A 25,028-nucleotide genomic window follows, 5' to 3' on the forward strand; every position below is an offset into this window, starting at 1 on the left:
CAATTCCTGCTGTTTGATTAATGCTTTAGTTTTTTGTTCTTCTGGAAATTCTCAAGTTATGTCAAAATTCATTTTGATTTTCGAAATATTTTGAAAGTTAAATAAAAAGCTGCAATGATTTGTATTTCAGAAGTATCTTTGAAAATAGTGTTGCTTTGGTATTTTTGATGGAGGAATTTGTTAAGATTTCTGTTTGAACAATATTATTTTTTTTGATAAAGCAGCAATTATTTCAATTTCAAAATTTCCCCTTTCTCAAAATCAATTTTGAAATGGTCTGCAGGATCTCCCGAAGAGAGCTTAACTAAAACTCTGAAAAATAATTTCAGCTGATTTAGAAATCCATCTTTTGTATTTAATTTTTCGAAATTTTCATGCAAAAATTTGAATTGCAAAAGTCGTTTTTCAGGAATATCTTTTTTTGCTAATTCGTCTGCAGACTGTAATTGATAAAGATTTAATAAAGCATCTTCAAAATTCCATGTTTTAAATTCTCCTGCATTTATTGTAGTTGAATTGTCCATGTCAATACTTAAATAAAGTAAATCTTCTCCTGAAAGTTGGCTGACTTTTTCTATAAAATCTTTAGGCCAATCTGAAGGAACAAATCTTAGCCTTACCAATTCTTTTAAATGAAATAATGTAAAATCGTGGTAATTCTTTGTTTTTAAAATTTCAACGTTCCAAAGATCTTTTCTGGTCTGATTTTTTAAGACTCCAAATTCTTTCTTATACAAAGGGAATAGCTCATCAAAACGTGGGACATCAGTAATAGAAACCGTTTCGACTTCAAAATCAGCGGGAGAATTCACTGTCAGAATTTTATATCCCGGAAGATAAGCTGCCAACGAAGGAACCTGAATATTGACGAGTATTTTTCCGTTTTCAAACTTTTTGATTCCGGTATCGTTGATGTGCATATGGCCCGCAAAATGAAGTTTCACTCCTGCATCTGCAAAAACCTTAGCAACGTGATCATCTGGCACTCTGTCGAGCTGCCATTTATTTTTGCCTAATAAATTTTTAATATCTTCAGAAGCACCGTCATTGTAATCAAGCATCGGATAATGCGTAAATGCAATGAGAACTTTGTGTTTTTTTTCTGCTTCTTTTGAAATGTTTTTCACCCAATCAATCAAATGTTTTTTATTTGAAAGCACATTATTGTATCCAACGGAAACACTATGAAAATTATCTGGATCTATTGGATTTCCATTAATATTTTTTGGCAAATAGGTATTTCCGTCAATTGCCAAAAGCCAAATTCCATTTACGGGTTCTACCAGATAACTCAAATCAGGAACAGTAAATCCCGGACTGACTTCATACATTCTGTTGGAATATTCTGAACTTTTTAAAGCCTTTTTAAAACTATAATTTTCATAAGAACTATGATTAAACGGAGTCTCCCAAAACAGATCTTTTTCAGAAGGGCAAAATCCAAATTCTTTAAACTCTTTCATAATTTCAAAATAGCCAGACATCGCAATATCTTTGGTAATGAAAGTTTCCTGACCATTATCTTCAACTGAAATTTTATTACTAAAAATGTTAACAGGGCTTCCATTTTCGCCTAAAAAATCAGATTTCCCGCCGTCTTTCAGAAATGGGCTTACCGGATCATGATTTCCTGTGGTAATAAAAAACCTTATTCCATGTTTTTTTTGATACTCATCTAAAATCTTTTTCAATCCTCTCAAATTGTAGGCTTGTCCGTCATCAGTATAATCACCGGGAAGTGCGACGATTTTAATCCCCCGTTTTGCCACATCATCCAAAGCCGCCAGAAAAGCAAAATAATTTTCATTAAAAATTCTTGTAGAGTGGAGCTGTGAATCCATTGTTCTCAATAAGGTTTTCTTTTGGGTTTTTGGATTTTCTACTCCTCTGAATGCGTTATCTGAAAAATCTCCATAAAGATCCTGAAAATGAACATCTGCCAAAAATGCTATTTGAATGGCTTTATGTTGCGCAAATACGTTTAATGAAAGCAGTAAAGCGATCAATAGATGAATGGAAAAATGTTTTTTCAAAGCTGTATGTATTTTAGAAAAAATAATTGTAAAACTAATTTACTTTCAAAGCTTTCAATATTTTATGGAAAATTTCATTATTCTCGTATACTCCCGTAAAAATTTCTGAGCCTGAGCCGTAGGAAAACACAGGAATTAATGTAGCTGAGTGATCGTCTGTCGTAAAATCACCTTCTATAGTGCTTGTTTCCAGATCGCCATGAGGAATACTAAAACCTCCTGTCTCGTGATCTGCAGTAATTATCACCAAAGTCCCGGGGTTCTGGTCAGCAAACTGTACTGCTTTTGTAATTGCTCTGTCAAAATCAATACCTTCAGTAACGATGGTTCCTACATTATTGCTGTGGCCGCCACTGTCAATTTGCGCTGCCTCAATCATGATGAAGAATGGTTTTTTCTTGCTTTTTAAAAATTGCAGCCCACTTTCTACAGTTTCAGCCAAAAGATTCCCGCGACCTTTCAAAACTTGCGGAACACCGTTATCAGAAAGATAGTACGCCAAACGGTTGGCTTTACTTTCTGCAACCTCCATTGGGTTTTCTGCTAATTTAAAATCATGCAGGCCGGAAACTTTAGATTTTCCACCTGCTGCAAAAAAGTTAAGTTTTGATTTTGGCAAATCTTCAGCAATTTCCTTTTCCATACCACGGTCTTTTTGATGAGCATAAAATGCAGAAGGTGTTGCTCCCACAATTTCGTCAGTCGTAATAATTCCGGTGCTGAAGCCCTTTTCTGATAGAATTTCAGTAAGATTTGCCGTTTTTTGCCCCTCAGAACTTACTCCGATAAATCTGTTTTTTGTTTTTTTTCCTGTTGCAAAAGCAGTTGCTCCTGCTGCAGAATCTGTGGTGAAATTATCAGTCGAAGAAGTCTTAATTAAACCAATATTTTTCAATTGTGTTAACGTTAATTGTCCTTTATTGGCTAAGACGGATGAAGAAATTTGTGAAAGACCATTTCCGTCACCGATTAATAAAATAACATTTTTCACGGGAACATTTTTTTTCAGATAGGAAAATTTAGGCTGATAAACTTCTGAAAACAGATTATTTTTAAAAGTTCTTTTCTGCAAAGAATTTACATATCCCACACATTCTTTAGGATGGTCTGTATTAATAAAATCAACACCGTTGTTTGCAAAAAATTCCCAGGAAGTTTTCCCGTCGGGAATCGCCCAGAATCTGAATGGTTTCCCAAATGATTTTGCTTTTTTGATGACTTCAGTTACTTTAGGTAAATCTTCTTCCGTTAAGCCTCCTTTACCGTTCCATTTAGAATATTGCGGAAAGCTTAAGCTAAGCAAAGCAACTTTATTCCATTGATCTGTAGTTAAATTATCCAGTTTTTGATAATCAAAAAAAATAAATTCGGGATAAGAAGTATATTCTTCCGGTTTTGGCTGATTCCCTGAAATAACAAAACGTACTTTTTTTTGAGCTGTAATGGCCGGATATTTCTGAATTGTTTTTACAATCTGCTTTAAAGTTGTTTTAGCATCTGTTTTAATATCAATCAGAATCTGTAGAGATTCCTGTTTGATCATATTCATTCCTAATGCCTTATCAATAGGATTCAGATATAAACTTTCAAATGTTCGTTCATGGGTAATGTCTTTTTTGTTGTGGGCTACAAAAAGTTCGTTGTTTTCAAGAAAAACATCCACTTCAATTGAATTTGCATCAGAACCTAAGGCATACCAAAATGGGATTTTCTGTTCATAATCATTATGAGAGTGTACTCTTGTAGTTTGACCAAAAACAGTTGCAACAAAAAGCAGAGTGATAAAGCCTGTAATTTTTTTTAAATGTAAGCGCATAAGATTTAGTAAAATTCAAATTATTTAATAGTGATTCCGCTTTTTTTCAAAGCTTCAGCAAGCTTATGATAGATGGTGTTGTTGGGGTATACGCCAGAGAAAAGCTCCTGGTTTTTTCCCATCGCAAAAACGGGAACTAAAGCCGCAGTGTGTTGATTGTCGATGAAATTCACCTGTACTTTGTCTTTGATGTTCTTCTCTTTTCCTGTTGAATCTTTTTCCATGAATTTTCCGATGCTTGCACCGCCTGTCTCGTGATCTGCTGTGACTACCAACAGTGTATTCGGGTTTTCTTTGATGAACTCCATCACCACGCCGATGGTTTTGTCAAAGTCTAAAACTTCTTTTACCATCATTTCGCCATCTTTAGCATGACCGCCCCAATCGATAAATGAGCCTTCCACCATCAAAAAGAATGGCTTTTTGTTTTTAGATAAGTAATCTAGAGCGGTTTGTGTGGCTTCGGGAAGAAAATCTCCTCTTCCCTGAACTTTATTAGGGAGTTCGTCCTGCGCCAAAAGATAAAAGTTGTTTTTATTTTGAATGGGTTTTGAAAGTTTCAGCGTGTCTATATTATAATTGAGCTTTTTAAATTCATTCAGAAGGTTTTTTCCATCTTTTCTTTTATTGAAGAATTTTAAACCTCCGCCTGCTAAAAAATTAACGTTTGCTTTTACAAGGTCAAGCGCAATATCTTCATGAAGATCTCTGTCTTTTACATGAGCGTAGTAAGAAGCAGGTGTTGCATGAGTAATACTCGTTAAACTAACCAACCCGGTTTGGTAATTTTTTTTCTGCAGCTGTTCTAATATCGTTGGAAGTGCTATCGAATCTTTATTTACGCCAATCGCACGTTTGTAAGTTTTTTCACCTGTTGATAAAGCGGTTGCCCCGGCAGCAGAATCTGTAACCCAATCGCTGGTTGAAGATGTTTCAGACAGACCTACAATTTTAAATTTTTGAAAATTGGGTTCTGAATTTCCAAAATAGAATGCAGAAGTAACCTGTGAAACGCCCATTCCATCACCAATCATAAAAATGACGTTAAGAGGCTTTTGTTTTTTTTGAGCTGATAACATGGCTACAAAAAGAAGCAACGAAAAAGCTGCGATTGCCTTGAAATTAACATTTTTATAACAATAATTCATAATGATTGGATTTTTAATAATTTTATAAGTATGAAATAAGATGCGAAATTAGATATAATATCATTTCAAAAATTTCAATAATAAACTATAAATCCAATGTTAACAGGGAAATAATTGAATTTAAGAACTTTAAAAAAGTTTGTTTACATAAAGTTTTCATAAATTTAATTTTTGACAAAAATATTCACGTTTTATTAATTTTAAAAACCGGTTACTTAATGTTAAATTAACAGTTTTCGGCATTTTATCGAGCTAATTTTGCACGAAAATAATAAGGAATGAAACGTATTTATCTCGTGCCGACAGTTTTGATGAGTTGTGTCAGCTTAACATTTGCACAAAAAAAAGAATCCGACACGCTCAAGGATGAGAACAAATTGACAGACATTGAAGAAGTGGTAATGATAGGATACGGGAGTCAAAAAAAATCTGATGTAACCGGAGCTGTAGGTTCTGTAAAAAGCGAAGATTTTAATAAAGGAATGGTTGCTAATGTTGGTCAATTGCTTCAGGGAAAAGTTGCCGGAGTAAATGTTTCGAATATAAGTGGTGAACCGGGAGCTAACCAAAATATTATCATCAGAGGAGTCGGAAGTTTACGTTCCGGCACAACACCACTTTACGTTATCGATGGGTTTGTAATCGATAACAGCAACACCGGAACAGCTAACAACCCGATGAACTTCATTAATCCTGATGATATTGAATCATTGGATATTTTAAAAGATGCTTCTGCAGCTGCAATCTATGGGGCAAGAGGAGCCAATGGAGTGATTATCATCACGACTAAAAAAGGTAAAAAAGGTAGAACTCAGATGAATCTTTCTTCCAATCTTACGATTTCCAATCTTGCGAACAAAATGAATGTTTTTGGAGCAGATGAATTCAGAAGGCAGGTAACCGCAGCCGGAGGAAAATTGGATGATATGGGAGGAAATACCGATTGGCAGGATGAGCTGACCAGGACAGCTGTTTCTAAAAATGTAAATTTTTCAGCAGCAGGAGCGACAGATACTTCAAATTATTATGCTGCTTTAGGATATGAAGATCAGGAAGGAATTCTTCACAACAGTAATCTAAAAAGATATTCCGGTCGTATCAATGCTTCACAAAAAGCGTTTAACGGAAGAGTAAGTATAAACTTCAATTTAAACGGAACAAGAACCGAAAATAACAGACCGAATTCAACAGATGTAGTTTCCAATATGCTTACATGGAATCCGACGTATCCTGCATATACCGATGGGGTACCAACTACTGTCTTTAATAATGGGGCTTTTAACCCATTAATTCGTCGCGAGATTTACAAGGATTTTACAACAAATAACAGAATTTTAGCCAACATTTCTCCTTCTGTGGAAATTATTAAAGGATTGACTTATAAGCTGAATTTAGGGGTTGATTATTCTACAGCGGAAAGAGTTATCCAGAATATTCCGCATGCTATTCCTCTGGAGATCGGAACTTTAAACCTAAGCAATTATTCAAATAACAATACTCTTTTAGAAAATACTTTAACGTATAAATTTAAAATCAACAGTCACGATTTTAATGTAATGGCAGGACATTCTTATCAAAAGTTAATGTTGACATCGAGAGGATGGTATTATCAGAACTTCCCAATCAACGGAATCGAGCCGCAATATCAGATTCCTGCTGCAGGGGCAACGAATCAAACAACGTCTGTTATTGCTAATAAAAATGAATTACAGTCCTGGTTTGGAAGGGTAAATTATGATTTTCAGAATAAATATCTTTTAACAGCAACTTTAAGAGCCGATGGATCTTCTAAGTTCGGAGCAAATAACAAATACGGAATATTTCCGTCAGTCGCTGCAGGATGGAACATCAGCAAAGAAAAATTTCTTTCGGATGTAGAGCAGATCAACAATCTGAAATTAAGAGCAAGCTGGGGTAAAACAGGAAATCAGGAAATCCCGGGTAAGGTAACAAAAAAAAGCTACCAAGCCGATGCTAGCGGAACTGCACAAGCCACCTATCCTCTAAATGACAGTGGAAATTATCCTATAGGAGTGTATTTGGTAAGAGCCGACAATCCGGATTTACAATGGGAAGTAACGACACAAACCAATATTGGATTAGACTTTGGAATTTTAAATAATAGATTAACGGGTACTGTCGATTTCTTCAGAAAAATTTCTGATAACATTATTTCGGTAATAAATACTGTGGATCCTATAGAACCAGCTCCAACAATGTGGAAGAATATCCCGAATATGCAGATCAACAATACGGGTTGGGAAATTTCATTAAACTACAACAGCGATCCGAATAAAGCATTTACATATGGCATTGGAGGAAATGCTTCTTTTATTAAAAATGAAGTAAAAAATTCTCCATATAAAGTAATTTCCACAGGAGAAGCACAGGGACCGGGAACAACTAATGCTGTTATCAATGGATACATTAATAATGAACCAATCGGAACTTTCTACGTAAGAGAATTTCTAGGATTAAGCGAAAACGGCACCAATATCTTCAGAGATGTAAACGGAGATGGAATTATTACAGACAACGACAGAGTTGCTGCAGGAAGCGCTTTACCGGATTTTACTTATAATCTTTACCTGAAGGCAGCTTACAAAAACTTCGATTTAGGATTAAATTTCAACGGAGTTTCAGGCAATATGATTTATAACAATACTGCTTCTACGTTATTTTCGAGAGGCAGATTGGGATTATCTCACAACACAACAGATGCTGCAACGCAATTTCCTAATGAAAGTGTAAACAATACCAATGTAATTTCAACAAGATACCTTGAAAAGGGAGACTTTTTCAGATTGAATAATGCCACTTTAGGTTACAATCTGAATCCGAAAATCCTTGGAATTGGTGAGCATATCAGAAACATCAGATTCTCAGTAACGGCTCAGAATTTATTCGTGATTACCAAATATTCAGGTTTCGATCCTGAAATCAATACCGGTTTATCTCAGGGCGGAATTCAGTCTTTCGGAATTGATTATGTTACTTATCCTAAAGCCAGAAGCTTTGTATTTGGTGTAAACGTAGCATTTTAATTAATATTTAAAAGAAAAAAAATGAAAAATAAATTTTTAACCTCTATTTTTAGTCTAAGTGTTTTGGCACTTGTAGGATGTACAGATCTTGAAGAATCAGTTATCGACGAATCACTTGATGCACAAACAACAACGCCTGTTGAATCTTTCATCGCTCCGGCTTACGGTCCGCTTCCAGATGCATTTACCCATACCAAAAATTATGGGCTTCAGCTGATCAGTTCAGACCAAGCTATTCTTCCTCCAAGAGGAAGTGGAAACGACTGGTATGATGGCGGAAAATACATCGAACTTCATCAGCACACCACTACAACTACAAACGTTGTTGTACAGCAAACCTGGGATGCAATGAGATTAATGCTTTCAAGAACTGTAACAGCAATCGAAAAGCTACAACCCATTGCTGCAACAGATCCCAATGCAGCTAAAGCTGTTGCCGAAATGCGTGCTTTGAGAGCTTATTACAATATGTTGATACTTGATTATTGGGGAATTGCATTCAAAAAAGATAACACGGGGCAAAATTCTGAAGTTCTAAGAAGGCAGGAAGCTGTTTCTTATATTGAAAGTGAGTTTTTAGCTGTTGTAAATAACCTAGACAATACGAAAGGTCCGGGAAGAGTTTCTCAAGCAGCAGTAAACGGATTTTTAGCACAGCTTTACCTTAATGCAGCGGTTTACAGAAACCCTTACGGAACTCCTTCTTTTGCAGCGGGAGATATGGATAAGGTAATTGAATATACTAACAAAGTTATCAATAGCGGGTTATTTAGTTTATCTGCGGAATATTTTGCCATATTTGACGACAATAACCATTCAAATAAAGAATTAATTTTTGCAATTGACCAGCGTCAGGACCTTAACACATCACACAACAGATTAGGTTATTGGTCTTTGTCAGGAAGTCAATATCCTTTAGCTGCATTTCCTAAAGCCAACGGAACAGATGGCCCAGCGATAACTTCTGATTTTTATAAGACATGGGTTCAGGCTTACGGAAGCACTGATCCTGCTCAGGCAGATGCCAGATTTTATAAAGAAAACTTTAGTGTTCCGGCAAATTTACAGGATTTAACCGGAGTGACTCCTGCAAATGATGGGAATCATTATTTCCTTGTGAATGGTGCTACTTATGAAATTAACAGAGGAATTCAGAGAGGAGTTCAGTGGGGGTTGCGAAATGCATCAAATGGACAGCCCTTCCAAACTCTGAACGGACAATATAAAATTTATCCTATCATAGAGCAGAGAAATGGATTTGTAAGCTATGTAAATCACACGCTGGATATCGATTTAGAAAATCCTAACAATAAAGATTACACTGATGGATATCGAGTTTCAAAATACCAGTTCAGCAGAACTTCAGATACAGGAAGAAACAGAGGAAATGCAGACATTGTCCTTTTACGCTTAGCGGATATTTATCTGATGAGAGCAGAAGCCCAGTTAAGAAAAGGAAATGCAGGAGCAGCTTTAGCGGATGTTAATCTCGTTAGAGCATCTAGAACAGCCAGACCTAACGTTACCCCTCCCGCACTGACAACAATGAATCTGGATCTTTTATACAGAGAAAGAGGTTTTGAGTTTTACTGGGAATATTCCAGAAGAACAGATATGATTCGTTTTGGTCATTATGAAGATATCTATACATCTAAAACAAATACTGATGTACGAAAAAGGCTTTTCCCGATTCCGCAATCGACAATTGACGGAGCATCAAGTGTTCCTGGATATCTGGTTCAGAACGAGGGATATTAATTTTACATTTTTTACTTTCAAAAAACTGTCAGCAGAATTTCTGCTGACAGTTTTGATTTTATGGTCCAATTTAATTATTTGAAAAGCAAATTTCCTACAATTGCAATCATATTATAACATAGGCAATATTTTAACTATTTTACAATAGCCCTTATACTGTCGAGCTTCTGTTCGATCATCATATTGTTGCCACCGCCACAAGAAGAGTGTATAACCTTTCCATTAGTACCAATAAGAACCTTTGCAGGACTACAAAATAGATTGTAATTTAATTTTTCTGATTTACTGTAAGATTTGGTATTGTCGATCTGCTCAAACAGAACTTGTGAATGACTTAGATAATTCTTTAGCTCTTTTTCATCTTCTATAAAACCTTCTACAATACCAATAAAATAAGTGTCATTTTTATATTTCGTATATAGAGTATTGAACTCTTCTGCCATATCATAAGACTCGCTCTTTTTTAAATAAGACTTGTCATATATGAAAACCACGAGATTTTTGTCTTTATAATTCTGTGAATTGAATACAGTACCATTAGTTGTTTTAGCTGAAAAATATCTGGGCCTTGCATTGAGTGAAAAATCAATCTGATTTTTTTGTAACTCTTTAGCTTCTTTCTCGAATTCCTTTAAAATTCTCTCTTTTTTTTGTTCTTTGCTTTCGCAAGATAATATAGATAATATTATAAATAGGGCTAAAATGTGTTTCATGATAGTTTTTTTATGATCGATGAATGAGATTCTTAAATATACACTAATGTTTTTATGGAAGCAACTCAATCTCAATAACAGGGATCTTCCCATAATTTAAGGACAATACATTTCTATCAAATATTAAAGATGAGAATTTCTACAGATTTAACTTGCTCAGAATTGTCAAGCCGGACTCACTAATTTACATTGATTAGGGCAAACATATACCATTAGTTTGATGCATTTTTTCCAGTCAATCAGTGTTGTCATATTCCTGAATACGATCAGTCAAATGCTTTACATCGCCTGATTTTAAATATACCTTGCGGCGGTAAAAATAGAGAACAAGATATTCAATATCATTTGGACTTTATAACAGCTGTGTATTGAAAAATTACAGAGATATCATTACTCTCATTCAACAAATACTTTGATAAGAAAAAATTAAAAAAATGGAAGCTAAAATCTTTTTTATGCTATTATTCAGTAGCATAATATATACTGAAGCACAAGTAGGTATAAATACAAGCAGTCCAGACACCTCAGCAGCATTGGATATACAGGCAAAACCAGATAAACCGGCAGGATTTTTACCACCTCGGGTTAATCTTACTTCCCGTACTGACGCATTAACAATAACAAATCCGGCAACCGGACTTATCGTATATAATTCTAATCCTAACGCAGCGAATCTAAGGGAAGGAATATCGTTAAATACAGGAACACCCGCTGCACCGCTTATCAACAGCGAAATTATAAAAAGAATGATCGATTTCACTTTTTTGAAATGATTATAATATCACAAAATGGATCCTGACCTGTTTTTTAATTAACCCTCGGCTTAAAAAAGGCAGACATTACTGAATTGTTCTACTCAATATCAATGAATGCTTTGCTTTATTTCTGTGATTTATGCGTCGTTTTTCTTGTCCACTATCCAAAAATACTTTTAGAACACATATCCCCATAGCCAGATCAGTTATGGGAATTATATGTTCTATTTGAGCAGCATCATTCTGGGAATTAGAATTCCGTTTTTATCTCATACACAGTCCAAGGTTGCATTGGTCTATCTGTGTTGATTTCTATTTGAAAGAAAATCAAGTTAAGAAATAAATTTTCACAATTTAGTGACTATGATCATAAATCATATACCTCAATAGTGGCAAATTTTATCGTCTGGCTAAATATTTTGAAGGTTTCAGCAATATTCAATAATTGGGTCATAGTAAATTTATCGTTTATAATCCTGCTTGGATCTATCAGTAATAATAGCTTTTATCATGATTCCAAAAATTATAATTTTGTGACGCGAAAATTATTGTTAATCTATATATTGAAATATGAATTTTATTCTTCATTTTTGAAATATAATTTAACCATATTCTTTAATCTTTAATTTTTTTAATATTTTAAAGTATGTCAACTAACTATTCTATGTCTTTGCTATTTTGGATAAAAAGAACTTTATAATTCACTTTTATATACTATCGGAATTCCTTAAAGAAAAAATAATCAATGAAAAAAAAATTAGTTCTTCTGTATCTTGTGGCGTGTGCGCTTGTTAATGCCCAGGATTTAGATGCATATAATAAATTATATAACAAAACCTATTTAGAAACCGCTTCCAAAGATTTCAAAAAAGCACTCTATATTGCTGATTCTTTATATAAGATTTCTGGAACACCGACCCTTCAGGCAAAAAGTTTAATGCTTTCTGCTAACCTTTGCAGAGATGCGAAAGATTTTAACAGAGCCTTATCGTATGCTGAAAAAGCTGAAACAATTATTGAGAATACGGATAATTTAAACTGGCAAGCACGGATTTCTCTTTTTTTAGCTGGCCAATATCGTGGTGTTGAACTCTACAGCCAGTCAAAAAAATACGCTCAAAAAACTCTCAAAACAGCTAAAATGATTAAGGATACGTTAATAGCACATAAAATCCAGGGATTAATTCTGCAGGAAATGGCCTATTACGAAATGGATCAAAAAAAATACAAGAAATCCAATCAGTATATTCAACAATCTCAGCTTCATTTCAATGTTATAAAAGAAAAAGATTTTTTTACTACTGATAACGAACAGATGCTTGGGTCTAATTATTACAATCTGAAAAATATTAATGCTTCTTTATATCATTATAAGAAGGCTCTAAACTTAGTTAAAGATTTTCCCGAAAATGAAACTACGAGCTATATTTACATTGGCCTTGCTAATGTATATTTAGAAAAAAAAAATCTGTCAAAAGCTAAACAATATCTGGATCTCGCCAAAAAAGTATCTGAAAAAACAGAAAACCTTGAACAAAAAAAAGAGATTTACACTACGGAGAAACAATATTATTTACAGACTGAAAATATTGAAAAACTAAAGGTTACAGACCAACGAAAAGACACGTTAGAGAAGAAAATAGAGTCAAAGACTCGTCAGTTTATCGATGAATCCTATACCAAGCTTGACAAAAAAATAATAAAGACAGAGAAAAAAAGTATTCAGAAAAACTATCTTATATTCATTACCGGACTTCTGCTTATTCTTATCCTTACATTATATATAAGATCTAAAATACAACAAAGGAAAAATATTGAAAAATTTAAACAGATACTTCGAAAATCCAATATAAAAAACAGTACTGATAGTCCTATCGCCTCAGAAAAAATTGATATATCGGTTCATCAAGCAGGAAATAATGAGGCCGTTGTATTAATGAGTTCAGAAACAGAAGGAAAACTGCTTGCAAAATTGAATAAATTTGAAAAAACAAATCTCTTTAATAATAAAAATATTTCCCTTCCCTTTTTAGCAGGCCGTTTTGAAACCAATACCAAATATCTTTCTTATGTTATCAATACTCATAAAGAGAAAGACTTTAATAATTATATTAATGAGCTGAGGATTAATTACATTATTGAAAAACTCAAAAATGATCCTCAATACCGGAACTTTAAATTGGCCTCATTAGCAGATGAGGTGGGATTTTCTTCGCATAGCAAATTCAGCAAAATATTCAAGAAAGTGACTTCTTTATCTCCTTCGCTATTTATAAAATACCTGCAGGAAGAAATTCAAGAAAAAGAAGATTAAGTATTATTAATCAGAATTTTACTAAATAAATATACCTTGTCTTTTTCCTGAAAAAAGCAAGGTATTTTCTTTTTCCCTAACAATTGACGGGATACTTTTGCCACACAATCAGGAAAAACAATCACTCTATAATATCCTGGTTGAGATAAAAGCTATTGCATAAATTAAGTTGACCTCATTTCCCAAACATTTTTAATTAAATCCAGAGTAAAAAAATGAAAAAACTACTATTGCTTTTTTTAGTTCCCTACGGAATTTTTGCCCAGGTCGGCATCAATACATCAACTCCTTCTGCAACTTTTGAAATTGCAGCAAAAGAAGCAACAGGAACAATAACAACAGTAGACGGAATGCTGATTCCGAGGATCAACAGGCAAAGAGCCCAGAGTATGACGGGCATCCCAACCTCAACCCTTATTTATGTTAATGATACATCAACCGGAACACAAACCGGGAATGCCGTTAATATTGATAATACGGGCTTTTACTTTTTCAATGGAACAACTTGGACGAAACTCAATGCTAACATTTATAGTTCAGACGGAGCACTTACAGGAAACAGAACGGTGGCACAAGCGGATCACACCCTGGCTTTTAACGGGACATCTACCAATGCCTTCTCTGTAAACGGCGCCACTTTTTCTGTGGATGCTGCCAATAACAGGGTAGGAATAGGAACCAGCACGCCAACGGCAAAAATGGAAATTGAATCTGGTGTAGACGGATCTTCAGGATTGAAATTTACCAATATGAACAATACAACTACACCTTCATCAAATACGTCACCACTGGGAATTGATGCTAATGGTAATGTTGTGGTACAGAGCTCCATAACCACCTCATTCAGGTCGTTTAATATTAATGCAACGACTCCCACAAGTTCTTCTGTGGCTATAGGATCTTTAGAATTTCGATATCCATCTACGACCTGTACAAATACGGATTCTTATATGCAGGTAAGAACAACAACAGGAACCAATAATACGGGGATTATCCACGGAATATCTCGAACTGCACAAAATGGTTCCGGATTTATTAACAGTGTTCCCTTAACCATAACTCCGACATTTGCGAATATAGGAGCCGGAATACCAAGCAATCCTAATCCAGCTTTGATTCCTATCAATTGTACGCAGGATGGCCACGCAGAGTTTACATTCTTTTCTTATGTAGATAAAACCTTCTATAGAGTAAGTTTTCATATAGCAGATGGAGACGGACTTGGCTTTGGAGCACTAGGATATATTTTTGTAGAATTTCAAAGATAATATATTATTCTTATTAGGATTAACAACACAACAACTGATTATTGTTAGGCGTTAAGCAAGACATCAAAACAATAAGCTCATAAATTTTTGAAAATTCCTATCTATGAACTAACGGATTAACTTCTTTGATGATTCTGAAAGCACATATGATTTTTAACGATGCAGAACATCCCTCAATTTTATCTGCAGGTTACTCACATGGCCGAAGAACCGGCCATGTTTATGTTCTTGTTACTCATTAAAATTCATCTTAAATCATTTTCTCTTTTTTGTAGAAACAGCGCTTATGATAAATTTAAAAATGAATTACAAAGTATTGATATATTTACATTTATACCATTTTTATGTCTTGTCATTTTCCTGAAAACAATAAGATATTGTTTTTTCGATAATACACTATTCATCTACTTTTACATCGTTTTTAATAAGCATATCCAGGGCGTTATCAGATTCATACATCATATTTAAATTTTATAGAATGAAAAAAATCAATCTACTATTATGTTTCCTATGTACTCAATTGTTATTCTCCCAAATAGGGATCAACACAAGCAATTCAAAATCAACCTTCGATGTAACGGCAAAAACAACTGATGGCAGCAGACCGGAAGGACTTCTTGCACCAAGACTTGCTGGAGATCAGATCAAAGCCGGAGATGCACAATATACGATGGATCAAAAAGGGAACATCATCTATGCTACCTCGGCCGTAAGTATAGCATCACCAAAGACAATAAACATTACAGAAGAGGGATATTACTTTTTTGATGGAAATATTTGGCAAAAAATAAATCAGGACACCAATATTTACAAAAACAATGGAACTCTTGAATCAAACAGAGTGGTAACGATGAGCGACAAAACTCTTTCTTTTACTTCTTCTGCCACTACAGGAACCAGTCATTTTCAGGTAGACAATACTACTTTCAATATCGATGCCCTAAATAACAGAGTAGGATTGGGAACGACAGTTCCTGCTACAAGATTAGATATTGACAACGGAAGTACTCCGGGAGCAATAAAAATTGCAGACGGAACACAGGGAGAAGGTAAAGTTCTGGTTTCTGATGCGAGTGGTGTAGCCACTTGGCGTGACACTACGGGTTCTGCACTTGTTATTAACTCTACAACAGGTACCAGTGTAAATATCCCTGCGGCTATGACCTACCTTGGAGCAAACGCCGTTGTTACTACTCCAGGGTATTATATTGTTTCACCGCGTCTTATTACCGATAAAAGCCCAGCGGGTTGTGGAGCTTTTCTTGCCTATAATTTGAGCAAAAGCTCAACAGCAGCAGTAAATGTTGCATTTCCTGCGCAGGATATCCATGTACCTACCGGTTCTAGTAGTTATGACTTTATTTATACTTCGAATATTGCTTACCTGACAGTCGGAACATATTATATGCAAGTAAGAGGGTCTTCTTCTCCAGGCTGTACTACAAATACCTCAAGAGGTTCTTTTTCTCAGAATAGCTTTACATTGACATTACTTAAATAATATCTCAGCATAATTCTATCAATAAAAAATGATCCTTTAAAAAGAGAGTTCTATGTCAATCATTTATAAAAACATACACATCGGTAACCTTATTGAAAAAAGAGTATCGGAATGCAATATAAAAGTATCCCGCATATGCAATTTTTTTGATTGTATTGAGAAAGATATCGAAGAAATGTATAAACAAAAAGATATGAATACAGGTATTCTTCTAAAATGGAGCAAATTGCTGAAATATGATTTTTTCCGCATCTATACTCAGCATCTCGTACTTTTTTCACCTCCTTTTTCACCTGATAATAAAGATTCGAACCAAAAATCTGAACTCCCTCAATTCCGCAAAAATATTTATACCAAAGTAATGATTGATTTTATTCTGGAACTTATCAGTACAGAACAAAAAACAATACGGCAGGTCATTGACGAATATAAAATCCCAAAAACTACCCTTTATAAATGGATCAGCAAATACAAAAAAATTGATAATACTTAAAATTATTTTTATTGGAAAAACAAGGTAACCCAGACTATATAAAAATTTATACAGATCTTATTGAACTAAAATATCCTGAAAAGAAATGGAAATGCCAAACAATACTGTCAAAGGACAATCTTTCGCCATTGGATGTTATTAACCTTGAAAAAATTCTTTTTAAAAGTATAGAAAAAGAGTTTGATCATTTTAATCAGGCACACAGATCATACAATGAAAAAGTAATTCTGGAAATATTAGAGTATCAGGATAAAAACAGCCTCAACAACAGCCAGGTAGCCCGGCACTTTAAGCTCAGCAGGAATACTCTTACACGATGGAAGAGAATATATAAACTTTGATATTACAGGTGGTATGTCGTTGGATATGTAGAAAGTGTGAATAAATATGCAGAGTTCTGCTATCACAAGTAACTTGATTTTCTTTTTAAATAAAGTTAATATCCATATTGATTCAGAGAAAATACAAAAAGTTAGATAATCAGCCTTTGATCAAAAAACCAAAGGTAGTATTGATTCAACAAAATTAACAGTCATAAGGCTTTATCTTATGCAACAACCAGCTTTTGTTTGAGATAACAGCTATAAACTACTCTCTATTGAGAATAAAAAAAATTTTAGATGCCACCAAGAATTACTTTGCTAAAAAAGCACCTGATAAGCAGGTGCGTTTTATCATATTGGTTTCACATCTGCCAATTATCGTAAAGACCGACTTTAAGAATGCTTTATGTGGTATTATCTTACTTTTTCAAGATTGAGAAGATACATTCCGTTTCCTGCACCTGGATTAAGTACCGGTGCCACCATTGTCAAAAAAATTCTATAATTCTCACCAGTACCTGTGCATACCTGATAGTTGATAAATTCGCCACCACTGGCGCCTCCCCTGTAGAATTGGGTATAAGATGTAGTTAAACTTACAATTTCAGTATCTCCCATGTTAATTCCGCTGGTAGCAACCTGAAATCCTGCTATACTTGAATTAGGAATTGATGCACCCGTATTACTTCTTAACAAAATACTTCCTTCACTTGCGTTACCATTGTGTCTCACACAGAGACTTCCAAGACAGGTTTCACTTGCCGCAGATCCAGCCGGTGTATTAGGAGTATAAGAATTTACTTGTACAACCGGGGCACCTGTACTGCCTTGTACCGCTACACATCCCCAATTGGGAGAAGCAGGGGTACCAATATTTGTCTGCAGACATTTGCTGGTAGTTGAATAGATCATTAATCCCGTTGCCGGTAAAGCGATGGCATCTCTTTGAGTATTAGTCATCCGTGGAGGAAGAAATCCCTTACTGGTTGTGTTAACCTCCACAGAGGAGGAGGAATCTGGAGCAATGGTACCCACACCTAGACTTCCTTCCGGAGTTATTATTACATCATTTACCTGCTGAATGGTAGTCGGAGTTCCTGTAGCAGGATTATCTTTTGCACCATCAACATGTAAAGGGCCTTGTGGGTTTGAGGTCAGAATACCGACCTGAGCTGTTACAAACGGATTGCATGCAACCAGAAACATTAAAAGGAGAATGTTGTTTTTCATAATAACCTAAAAACTAATAATTATACTATTTATATGAAGTTGAATTTCTTATTTGCTGCGAAAACATCTGATTTCACTGTATTAAACATGATATTTTACTTATTTTCCTGATTAATATTATTAATGCCTACTTGCGCTATAGATAGCATTCCTCTTAAAAAATCAGAATGAAATAAATTGTAATTTCATTTGAAAGATTTCCTACTAAAGATCACAAAAGTAGTTTTCATTATGTTATGCAGAAATATAACAAATGGTCATTTTCAGGAAAATGACCATTTATTTTTTTGCTATAATAATATTGATTTGCAATAGATTGCACTTATAATTCTTCTGAATTAGTTCCGTAAATGGTTGGAAAGATCCTCGCAACAAAGAAGTAATTTCAAAATTCTGCTTTCAGGAATGTTTTGTCTTAGTTAATCATTAAATTTATCTTAAAGTAACTTTGTAAAAAGCTTTTGTTACAAAAGTTATTTTTTAATATAACATATTGCAATACACATACTTATACATTTATTGTATTTTAACTTATTCCCGAAAAAGACAAGATATTATCTTTTTACCAGCCCTATACTTTTCTACTTTTGTCCATATTTTATTTTATCTGCATACTCAGCAATTTTAAATAATCAACAAAACCGTTTTGTAATCATGCATTTTATTTACCCTTTTTTACTTCAGGTAATAAAACAATTACAAAAATAAGTATACATAAAACTAACATTAAGGCATGAAAAAATTATTGACCACTTTAGGAGTGCTTACTGCATCCCTGATTTCCGCCCAAATAGGAATCAACACAGATAAGCCCAATGCGGCCTTAGATATTGTGTCGGATAAAAGTGGAGTTTTAATTCCCAGAATGACTGCCGCTCAAATAGAACAAATCAATACGCCAACTGAAGGGGAGCTGGTTTTCAGTACAACTAATACAGGTAGTGTGGTTAATACTATTGGATTTTGGTATTTTGACGGCACTACCTGGAACCCCATTATCGCCAATAATTCAATAGGTGAGAATATTTATAATTCTGATGGCATTCTTACCGGCAACAGAATTGTAAGTCTTAACAATCATGATATGAATATTGGGCCCGACAAACTGTTTATATCCGGAAGTACAGGTAATATTGGAGTTAACACCAATCTTCCAACAGAAAAATTAGACGTTAACGGAGGAATGAGAATCCGTAATTTGTTTAAAGGAAATGTGATTACCCAGGGAGATGGTTTACTGTCTTTTGATACAGGGTTGATTAACCATTATGGGGATATCCAATATTCCTATCTTCCTACAGATCATGAAGGTTGGTATTTGCTTAATGGCAGAGCACTTTCTACATTACCAGTAAGTGTTCAATCAAGAGCTACAGCTCTTGGGCTTGCAGGAAATCTTCCCAATGCTACAGGAAGATATATTAAACAAGGTCCCCCCGGAACACTGAGCGGAGCGGCAAGCGTAGTTCTTTCCCGAGCTAATTTACCCAATTTTGTTCTTAGCGGAAATACAACAACTTTGTATCATAGTCATCCTCTGGTAAGCCCGGGTGCAGCACAGGTAAGAGGAACGGATATTTTACAAACTGTTAATGGTAATGCCAATTCATGGGAATTGGCGGGAGGGGCAATAGTGGGATCAATACTTTCTGAGGGAACTTATACAAGTTCAGCATCGGGAGCACACAATCACACCGTCACTATACCTACCGGAGGAACTGGAGCTGCTATCGCGCTGAATCCTGACTACATACAGCTTAATTACTTTATTTATTTAGGAATTTAAAAATTAAATTATGTTTAGTAAAACTTCGATTAATATTATATCTATACTCAATCTTCTTTTTTTTCTTCCGGCCAGTGCACAGCATGTAGGTGTTGGTACAGCCAATCCCAATGCAGCATTGGATGTCAGCTCCACTACACAAGGCATACTCATCCCCAGAATGACTGCCCTACAGGCAGAATCCATTACAACGCCTGCTACAGGAGAATTGGTTTATGTAACTACAAACAACGGTATTGTTATTAATAAAACAGGCTTCTGGTATTATGACAATACAGTATGGCGTCCCTTGGGAGGAAGCTCTCAGCCAGTTATCAACATTTATAATAATAATGGCACTCTGACTTCCGATCGTACCGTAACAATGAACGGGCGCAATTTATCATTTGATACAGATAAGCTTTCGATTCACTCTGTGGAACAGAGAATAGGAATTGGAAACAATACTCCGGGTTACACGGTAGATGTAAATGGAGATATGCGTGTTAGAAGTCTTACAGGAGGAAATGTAAAAGCTCTCTCAGACGGAACTTTATCTGTTGGCCCTAAAGTAGCTTATGGCACTGTTAAAGAATCTCTGCGTTCAAATGACCACAATGGCTGGTATAAACTTGACGGCCGGGCTGTAACGACACTCCCAGCCATTGCACAAAGTAATGCTTCAGCAATAGGACTTGGCAGTACGTTGGTAAATACCAATGGAAGACTCATGAAACAAGGAACTCCATTTACTGCAGGAGGTTCTGATACGACAACACTGACCAGAGCTAACCTTCCTAATGTTAATTTAACAGGAGTAACATCGACAGCAGCAGCACATACGCATTCGTTAACTGCCGGCGGATACAATTTTGCTCAAAATGCAGCTGGTAACGCGTATGTCTTTAGAGCGGGAAGGGGAACGGTGTCCGGAACTACAACGATAACCTTACCTGCTGCCGGTGCACACAGCCACACCGGCACCGTTAATACGGGCGGAAGCGGAACTCCCCTTACTATCGTGCCGCAAAATATATCATACAGCTACTTTATTTACTTAGGAGAATAAAATTAAATCAATGAAAAGAATAATTATACTATTTATTTTTTCTTTAGGATTATCTATACCTTCTCTGGCACAAAAGCCATTAATTGGAATAGGAACGGCTAATCCTCGAGCAGTATTGGATATAGTTTCCACTAATAACGGAATCTTAATTCCCCGTCAAGCCGCTTTTCAGATTGAAAGCATGCAAAATCCTGATGAATCAGAGCTGGCTTATTCGTTAACAGATAACGGAGTGATAATTACCAGAAAGGGATTTTGGTATTTTCGTTCAGGAACCTGGTTTCCTCTTACAGGAGACGGGAGTAATAATGAAAACATTTATACTGTAAACGGGACTTTAACATCAAACCGGCAAGTCAATCAGGATGGAAAACAACTTAATATAGGTCCGGGATTCCTTTATCTGGATGGAACCTCTTCTACTATGGGAGTACTTACTACTTCTCCCACTCAAACCATTGATGTAGACGGTACTGTCAGAATTCAAACTCTTAACAAGGTAGCCGGTGTTATATCTACTGCGCAGGGTGTACTTATGCATAATCCTGACTTTTTTGATGTGGGAGATGTAAAACCTTCATTGATTACAGCCGATCATGATGGGTGGTATCTGCTGGACGGAAGAAATATTAGCACACTTCCGGAAACAGCCCAAAATAATGCATCAAATATATTAGGAATAACCACGTTGCTGCCCAATGCGGCAGGTCGATATTCTATGGGAACCACAGCAGCTCCCGGTGCAGTTTCAGGAAGTAATACAGCAACTCTTACCAGGTCCAATCTACCCAATGTCAACCTCAGCTATACAGCCGATGCGGAAGCGGGGCATTCCCATACAATGACTTATCAAAGGATCAGAACTACTACCGCGTTTGGCGGCGAAAATAATATCCATGTATACTGGCTCGCAGGAACGGTTGTCGGAGGTGGGGGATTCTATAATATAACTTCTTCATCAATCGGACATAATCACACTTATACGGTGAGCACCGGAGGAGCTGCAACTCCTATCAACATACAGCCGGCAGCATTAAACACTAATTATTTTGTTTATTTAGGGCAATAACAAATCTACTAAATCATGAATGGGATACAATTAAATTGAAAGGGTGGGTAGTCTGTTTTTGAATTGTAAATGAATTAGGCTGGTAATACTACTTTGATGACCAAATATTTTTTTAAATATCTTGCAGAATAGCTCTTAAGAATAACATTGTGAGTTGGCTGATTACAGATGGAATTAATTGGAATATTGATCAAACAAATTTCACAGCTTTGCAAAGTTTGTAACTTCGGACCACATACTATTTTTTGATAGCTTGATTTAAAGAAAAATAAAGAATATAGAGCCAACAGAACGAAACTTCAGAAAATAAGTCCTAAATCAGAATGTGGAATTATGGATTGCTATACAGTAGCCGACATAACCGATTATCTGGACAGCTATCTGGGTTTTTCATTATCCAGATGAGAATCTAACTCCGCATCAAGCATCTGTTTTACAGTTTTCCTATGCAGTTCTTCGAGGAAACATAAATATGTCTAGAATATGGCAATATCAAATTATGTTATTTCAAACGAATACAAGATATATTGTCTTTGTTATTTTAATTTTACATTGTTAATATTAATCTATTAAAAGATAATTAGGCTCTCTATCGGCTTAGTGGGTAGAAGATAAGATTAGCAAAGCACTAAAAATCGTTGGAAATATTTCAGAGAGATATATAAAAGCTAGCACTATGGATAAACGAGCGATCGTGAGTTTGATATACCCTGAAAAGATAATTTTTAATGGAAGCTACTTTCAAACTACCAAAATTAACTCTTTTGTTCATGCTATCTTCTTGATTAGAGGGAAATTATCTCAACAAAAAAAACGGGAATTTAAATTCAAAAAATCTAAATCCCCGTCTTGTGACCTCGACAGGATTCAAACCTGTAACCTTCTGAGCCGTAATCAGATGCGCTATTCAGTTGCGCCACGAGGCCGTCATTTCCTTGATGTTTTAAGGTTTGCAAATATAGCACTTTTTTCTTTTCTTTGAAAGATGAAACAGAGAATTTTACTTTTATTTACGGTTATAGCGCTAATCTCCTGTAAAAGAGAACAAAAAAATTCGTCCTCGGACTGGACCAACATATCCAGTCGGACCCAATTTAAAGAGCATGACGGCCTTTTAGAGTTGAAGTCAGGAAATTTTACCTATAATTTTAAATCAAGTCAGACTCCGTTTAAGAGAATTATCCTTTTAAATGCGAGCATGGCAGGATACATTTCTGAATTGGGAGCCGAAAATCTGATTGTCGGAGTCTCAAGTCCGGAGTACATTTATTCAGAGAAAATTCAGAATCTGTTAAAAGAGGGTAAGATCCAGAATGTAGGGAGTGAACAGAAATATGATGTGGAAAAAATCATTTCCATGAAGCCGGATGCTGTTTTCACCAATTATATCGCAAGTTTTGACAACGCCTATCAACTCCTAAAAAATAATGGCATTCAGGTGGTTTTTCTGGATGAATATATGGAGCAGCTTCCGTTAGAAAAAGCAGCCTATATCAAGATTTTTGGAGAATTTTTCGGAAAAGAAAAAGAAGCTCAAGCTAAATATGAGGAAATTGAAAAGAATTATAATCACCTGAAGCAGCTGGCACTGAAAGCAAAAGAAAACCCTATGGTGCTGGCCAATGAAATGTACGGAGATGTATGGTATCTTCCTGGCGGAAAAACCTCTGTGGCCAACTATATTACAGATGCCAATGCTTCCTACATCATGAAAGATAATAAAGAAGAAAAGTCTCTCACGATGAGCTTTGAAGAAGTATATGCCAAATCAGGCCAAGTACAGTATTGGGTGAATGCAGGAAATCACACTTCAAAAAAAGAAATGCTGACCGGCAATCCTTTCTACGGAAAGCTGGAGGTATTCAACAAAGGAAAAATCTATACCGTTGCCGGAAAAGAAAAACTGAAAGCCAATGACTTTTTCGAAAGTGGTGCTGTACGGGCCGATCTTGTCCTGAAAGATTACATCAGAATCTTCCATCCCGAACTTCTTCCGGAATATCAGTTAACCTATATGAAAGAGCTTCAATAACTCGGGTGAATTGCTTATTTTTGCAGTTCTTTTTAAACAAAATTATGTGGAAAAAAGTTAAACAGGCTATCTTTATTATTCTTGTCCTGAATGTAGTTTTTATTATTTGGGGCAGATTCTTTAATCCGCCGATTACCATCACGCAGATTGGAGGTCTTTTTGAATTTGGAAAGCTGCACAGGGATTATATTTCCTATGATGAAATGGGGAATAATGTTAAAAAAGCGGTCATTGCTTCAGAAGACCAGAAATTCTTTACTCATAACGGCTTTGACTATACAGCCATTGAGAAGGCTATGAAGAATAACGAGAAAGGAAAGAAGATCCGTGGCGGAAGCACCATTTCCCAGCAGACTGCAAAGAATATTTTCCTTTGGCAGGGAAGAAGCTGGCTCAGAAAAGGGCTGGAGGCTGTTTATACCTTCATTATCGAGAAAGTATGGAGTAAGGATATCATTTTAGAAAGATACCTGAATTCCATCGAAATGGGACAGGGCGTATTTGGAGTAGAAGCTGCGGCTCAGTATTATTTTGGAAAATCATCCAAAGATTTAAGTGCTTCGGATGCAGCATGGATTGCTGCCGTATTGCCTAATCCAAAGAAATATGATCCTAAAAATCCATCCCCTTATTTAAGAAAGAAACACAATTGGATCATGAGACAGATGAGGAATGTGAGTTTGAAATAGTATCTTTG

The 25,028-nt window shown here is 35.4% G+C and carries 18 protein-coding genes and 1 tRNA gene; 13 read left to right on the forward strand and 6 right to left on the reverse strand.

The features are described from left to right. Window positions 1-227 precede the first annotated feature (227 nt). From DRF61_RS05040 to DRF61_RS05050, 3 genes are read right to left on the reverse strand one after another with little or no spacing between them, the layout of a single operon-like run. Window positions 228-2,033, reverse strand: a complete 1,806-nt coding sequence (locus tag DRF61_RS05040) for a metallophosphoesterase family protein (protein ID WP_228452592.1) — start codon at window positions 2,031-2,033, stop codon at window positions 228-230. Between the two features lie 34 nt (window positions 2,034-2,067). Beyond that, window positions 2,068-3,849 (reverse strand): alkaline phosphatase, encoded by a 1,782-nt coding sequence (locus DRF61_RS05045; RefSeq protein WP_111954697.1) that lies wholly within the window; start codon window positions 3,847-3,849, stop codon window positions 2,068-2,070. Window positions 3,850-3,869: 20 nt separating this feature from the next. Next, a complete protein-coding gene (locus DRF61_RS05050) occupies window positions 3,870-4,997 on the reverse strand; it encodes an alkaline phosphatase (RefSeq protein ID WP_111954699.1) in 1,128 nt (375 codons plus the stop codon). Window positions 4,998-5,275: 278 nt separating this feature from the next. Here DRF61_RS05050 and DRF61_RS05055 point away from each other — a divergent pair, with 278 nt between their 5' ends. Together DRF61_RS05055 and DRF61_RS05060 are read left to right on the forward strand one after the other, a co-directional pair. Next, on the forward strand, window positions 5,276-8,041 hold the full coding sequence (locus DRF61_RS05055; protein ID WP_111954701.1) for a SusC/RagA family TonB-linked outer membrane protein: 2,766 nt from the start codon (window positions 5,276-5,278) through the stop codon (window positions 8,039-8,041). 21 nt (window positions 8,042-8,062) lie between these two features. Continuing rightward, window positions 8,063-9,799: a RagB/SusD family nutrient uptake outer membrane protein gene (locus DRF61_RS05060; protein ID WP_111954703.1), complete on the forward strand. Its 1,737-nt coding sequence runs from the start codon at window positions 8,063-8,065 to the stop codon at window positions 9,797-9,799. A 134-nt stretch (window positions 9,800-9,933) separates the two neighbouring features. Here the strand turns inward: DRF61_RS05060 and DRF61_RS05065 are convergent, their stop codons facing one another. Then, entirely contained in the window at window positions 9,934-10,512 is a 579-nt protein-coding gene (locus DRF61_RS05065; RefSeq protein ID WP_111954705.1) for a peroxiredoxin family protein, read from the reverse strand. Window positions 10,513-10,946: 434 nt separating this feature from the next. Between DRF61_RS05065 and DRF61_RS05070 the strand changes: the two genes are divergently transcribed. The 6 genes from DRF61_RS05070 to DRF61_RS05100 all read left to right on the forward strand — a co-directional run bounded on the left by DRF61_RS05070 (window position 10,947) and on the right by DRF61_RS05100 (window position 17,184). Continuing rightward, window positions 10,947-11,285, forward strand: coding sequence for a hypothetical protein (locus DRF61_RS05070; protein ID WP_111954707.1), 339 nt, complete (start codon window positions 10,947-10,949; stop codon window positions 11,283-11,285). 727 nt (window positions 11,286-12,012) lie between these two features. After that, window positions 12,013-13,581 carry a helix-turn-helix domain-containing protein gene (locus DRF61_RS05075; RefSeq protein ID WP_111954709.1) on the forward strand — a complete coding sequence of 523 codons (1,569 nt, stop codon included), beginning with the start codon at window positions 12,013-12,015 and terminating at the stop codon, window positions 13,579-13,581. A gap of 215 nt (window positions 13,582-13,796) precedes the next feature. Then, a complete protein-coding gene (locus DRF61_RS05080; RefSeq protein ID WP_111954711.1) occupies window positions 13,797-14,849 on the forward strand; it encodes a hypothetical protein in 1,053 nt (350 codons plus the stop codon). A gap of 478 nt (window positions 14,850-15,327) precedes the next feature. Next, window positions 15,328-16,350 carry a hypothetical protein gene (locus tag DRF61_RS05090; RefSeq protein WP_146897005.1) on the forward strand — a complete coding sequence of 341 codons (1,023 nt, stop codon included), beginning with the start codon at window positions 15,328-15,330 and terminating at the stop codon, window positions 16,348-16,350. Window positions 16,351-16,402: 52 nt separating this feature from the next. Then, a complete protein-coding gene (locus tag DRF61_RS05095) occupies window positions 16,403-16,843 on the forward strand; it encodes a transposase (protein ID WP_307724880.1) in 441 nt (146 codons plus the stop codon). 11 nt (window positions 16,844-16,854) lie between these two features. Continuing rightward, on the forward strand, window positions 16,855-17,184 hold the full coding sequence (locus DRF61_RS05100) for a helix-turn-helix domain-containing protein (protein WP_111954717.1): 330 nt from the start codon (window positions 16,855-16,857) through the stop codon (window positions 17,182-17,184). Window positions 17,185-17,580: 396 nt separating this feature from the next. Here the strand turns inward: DRF61_RS05100 and DRF61_RS05105 are convergent, their stop codons facing one another. Further along, entirely contained in the window at window positions 17,581-18,396 is an 816-nt protein-coding gene (locus DRF61_RS05105) for a hypothetical protein (protein WP_111954719.1), read from the reverse strand. 733 nt (window positions 18,397-19,129) lie between these two features. Here DRF61_RS05105 and DRF61_RS05110 point away from each other — a divergent pair. The 3 genes from DRF61_RS05110 to DRF61_RS05120 are packed head-to-tail and all read left to right on the forward strand — an operon-like array spanning window position 19,130 to window position 22,299. After that, window positions 19,130-20,182, forward strand: coding sequence for a hypothetical protein (locus tag DRF61_RS05110; RefSeq protein WP_111954721.1), 1,053 nt, complete (start codon window positions 19,130-19,132; stop codon window positions 20,180-20,182). A gap of 10 nt (window positions 20,183-20,192) precedes the next feature. Further along, window positions 20,193-21,230, forward strand: coding sequence for a hypothetical protein (locus DRF61_RS05115; RefSeq protein ID WP_111954723.1), 1,038 nt, complete (start codon window positions 20,193-20,195; stop codon window positions 21,228-21,230). A 10-nt stretch (window positions 21,231-21,240) separates the two neighbouring features. Beyond that, window positions 21,241-22,299, forward strand: coding sequence for a hypothetical protein (locus tag DRF61_RS05120; RefSeq protein ID WP_111954725.1), 1,059 nt, complete (start codon window positions 21,241-21,243; stop codon window positions 22,297-22,299). A gap of 852 nt (window positions 22,300-23,151) precedes the next feature. Here the strand turns inward: DRF61_RS05120 and DRF61_RS05125 are convergent. Next, window positions 23,152-23,225, reverse strand: a tRNA-Arg gene (locus DRF61_RS05125). A gap of 59 nt (window positions 23,226-23,284) precedes the next feature. Between DRF61_RS05125 and DRF61_RS05130 the strand changes: the two genes are divergently transcribed. Continuing rightward, window positions 23,285-24,331 (forward strand): ABC transporter substrate-binding protein, encoded by a 1,047-nt coding sequence (locus DRF61_RS05130; protein WP_111954727.1) that lies wholly within the window; start codon window positions 23,285-23,287, stop codon window positions 24,329-24,331. A gap of 44 nt (window positions 24,332-24,375) precedes the next feature. Beyond that, window positions 24,376-25,020, forward strand: a complete 645-nt coding sequence (gene mtgA, locus DRF61_RS05135) for a monofunctional biosynthetic peptidoglycan transglycosylase (RefSeq protein ID WP_111954729.1) — start codon at window positions 24,376-24,378, stop codon at window positions 25,018-25,020. The last annotated feature ends 8 nt before the right edge of the window (window positions 25,021-25,028 follow it).

It is taken from the genome of Chryseobacterium lathyri, assembly GCF_003290185.1.
In the GTDB taxonomy this organism is placed as follows: Bacteria; Bacteroidota; Bacteroidia; order Flavobacteriales; family Weeksellaceae; genus Chryseobacterium; species Chryseobacterium lathyri.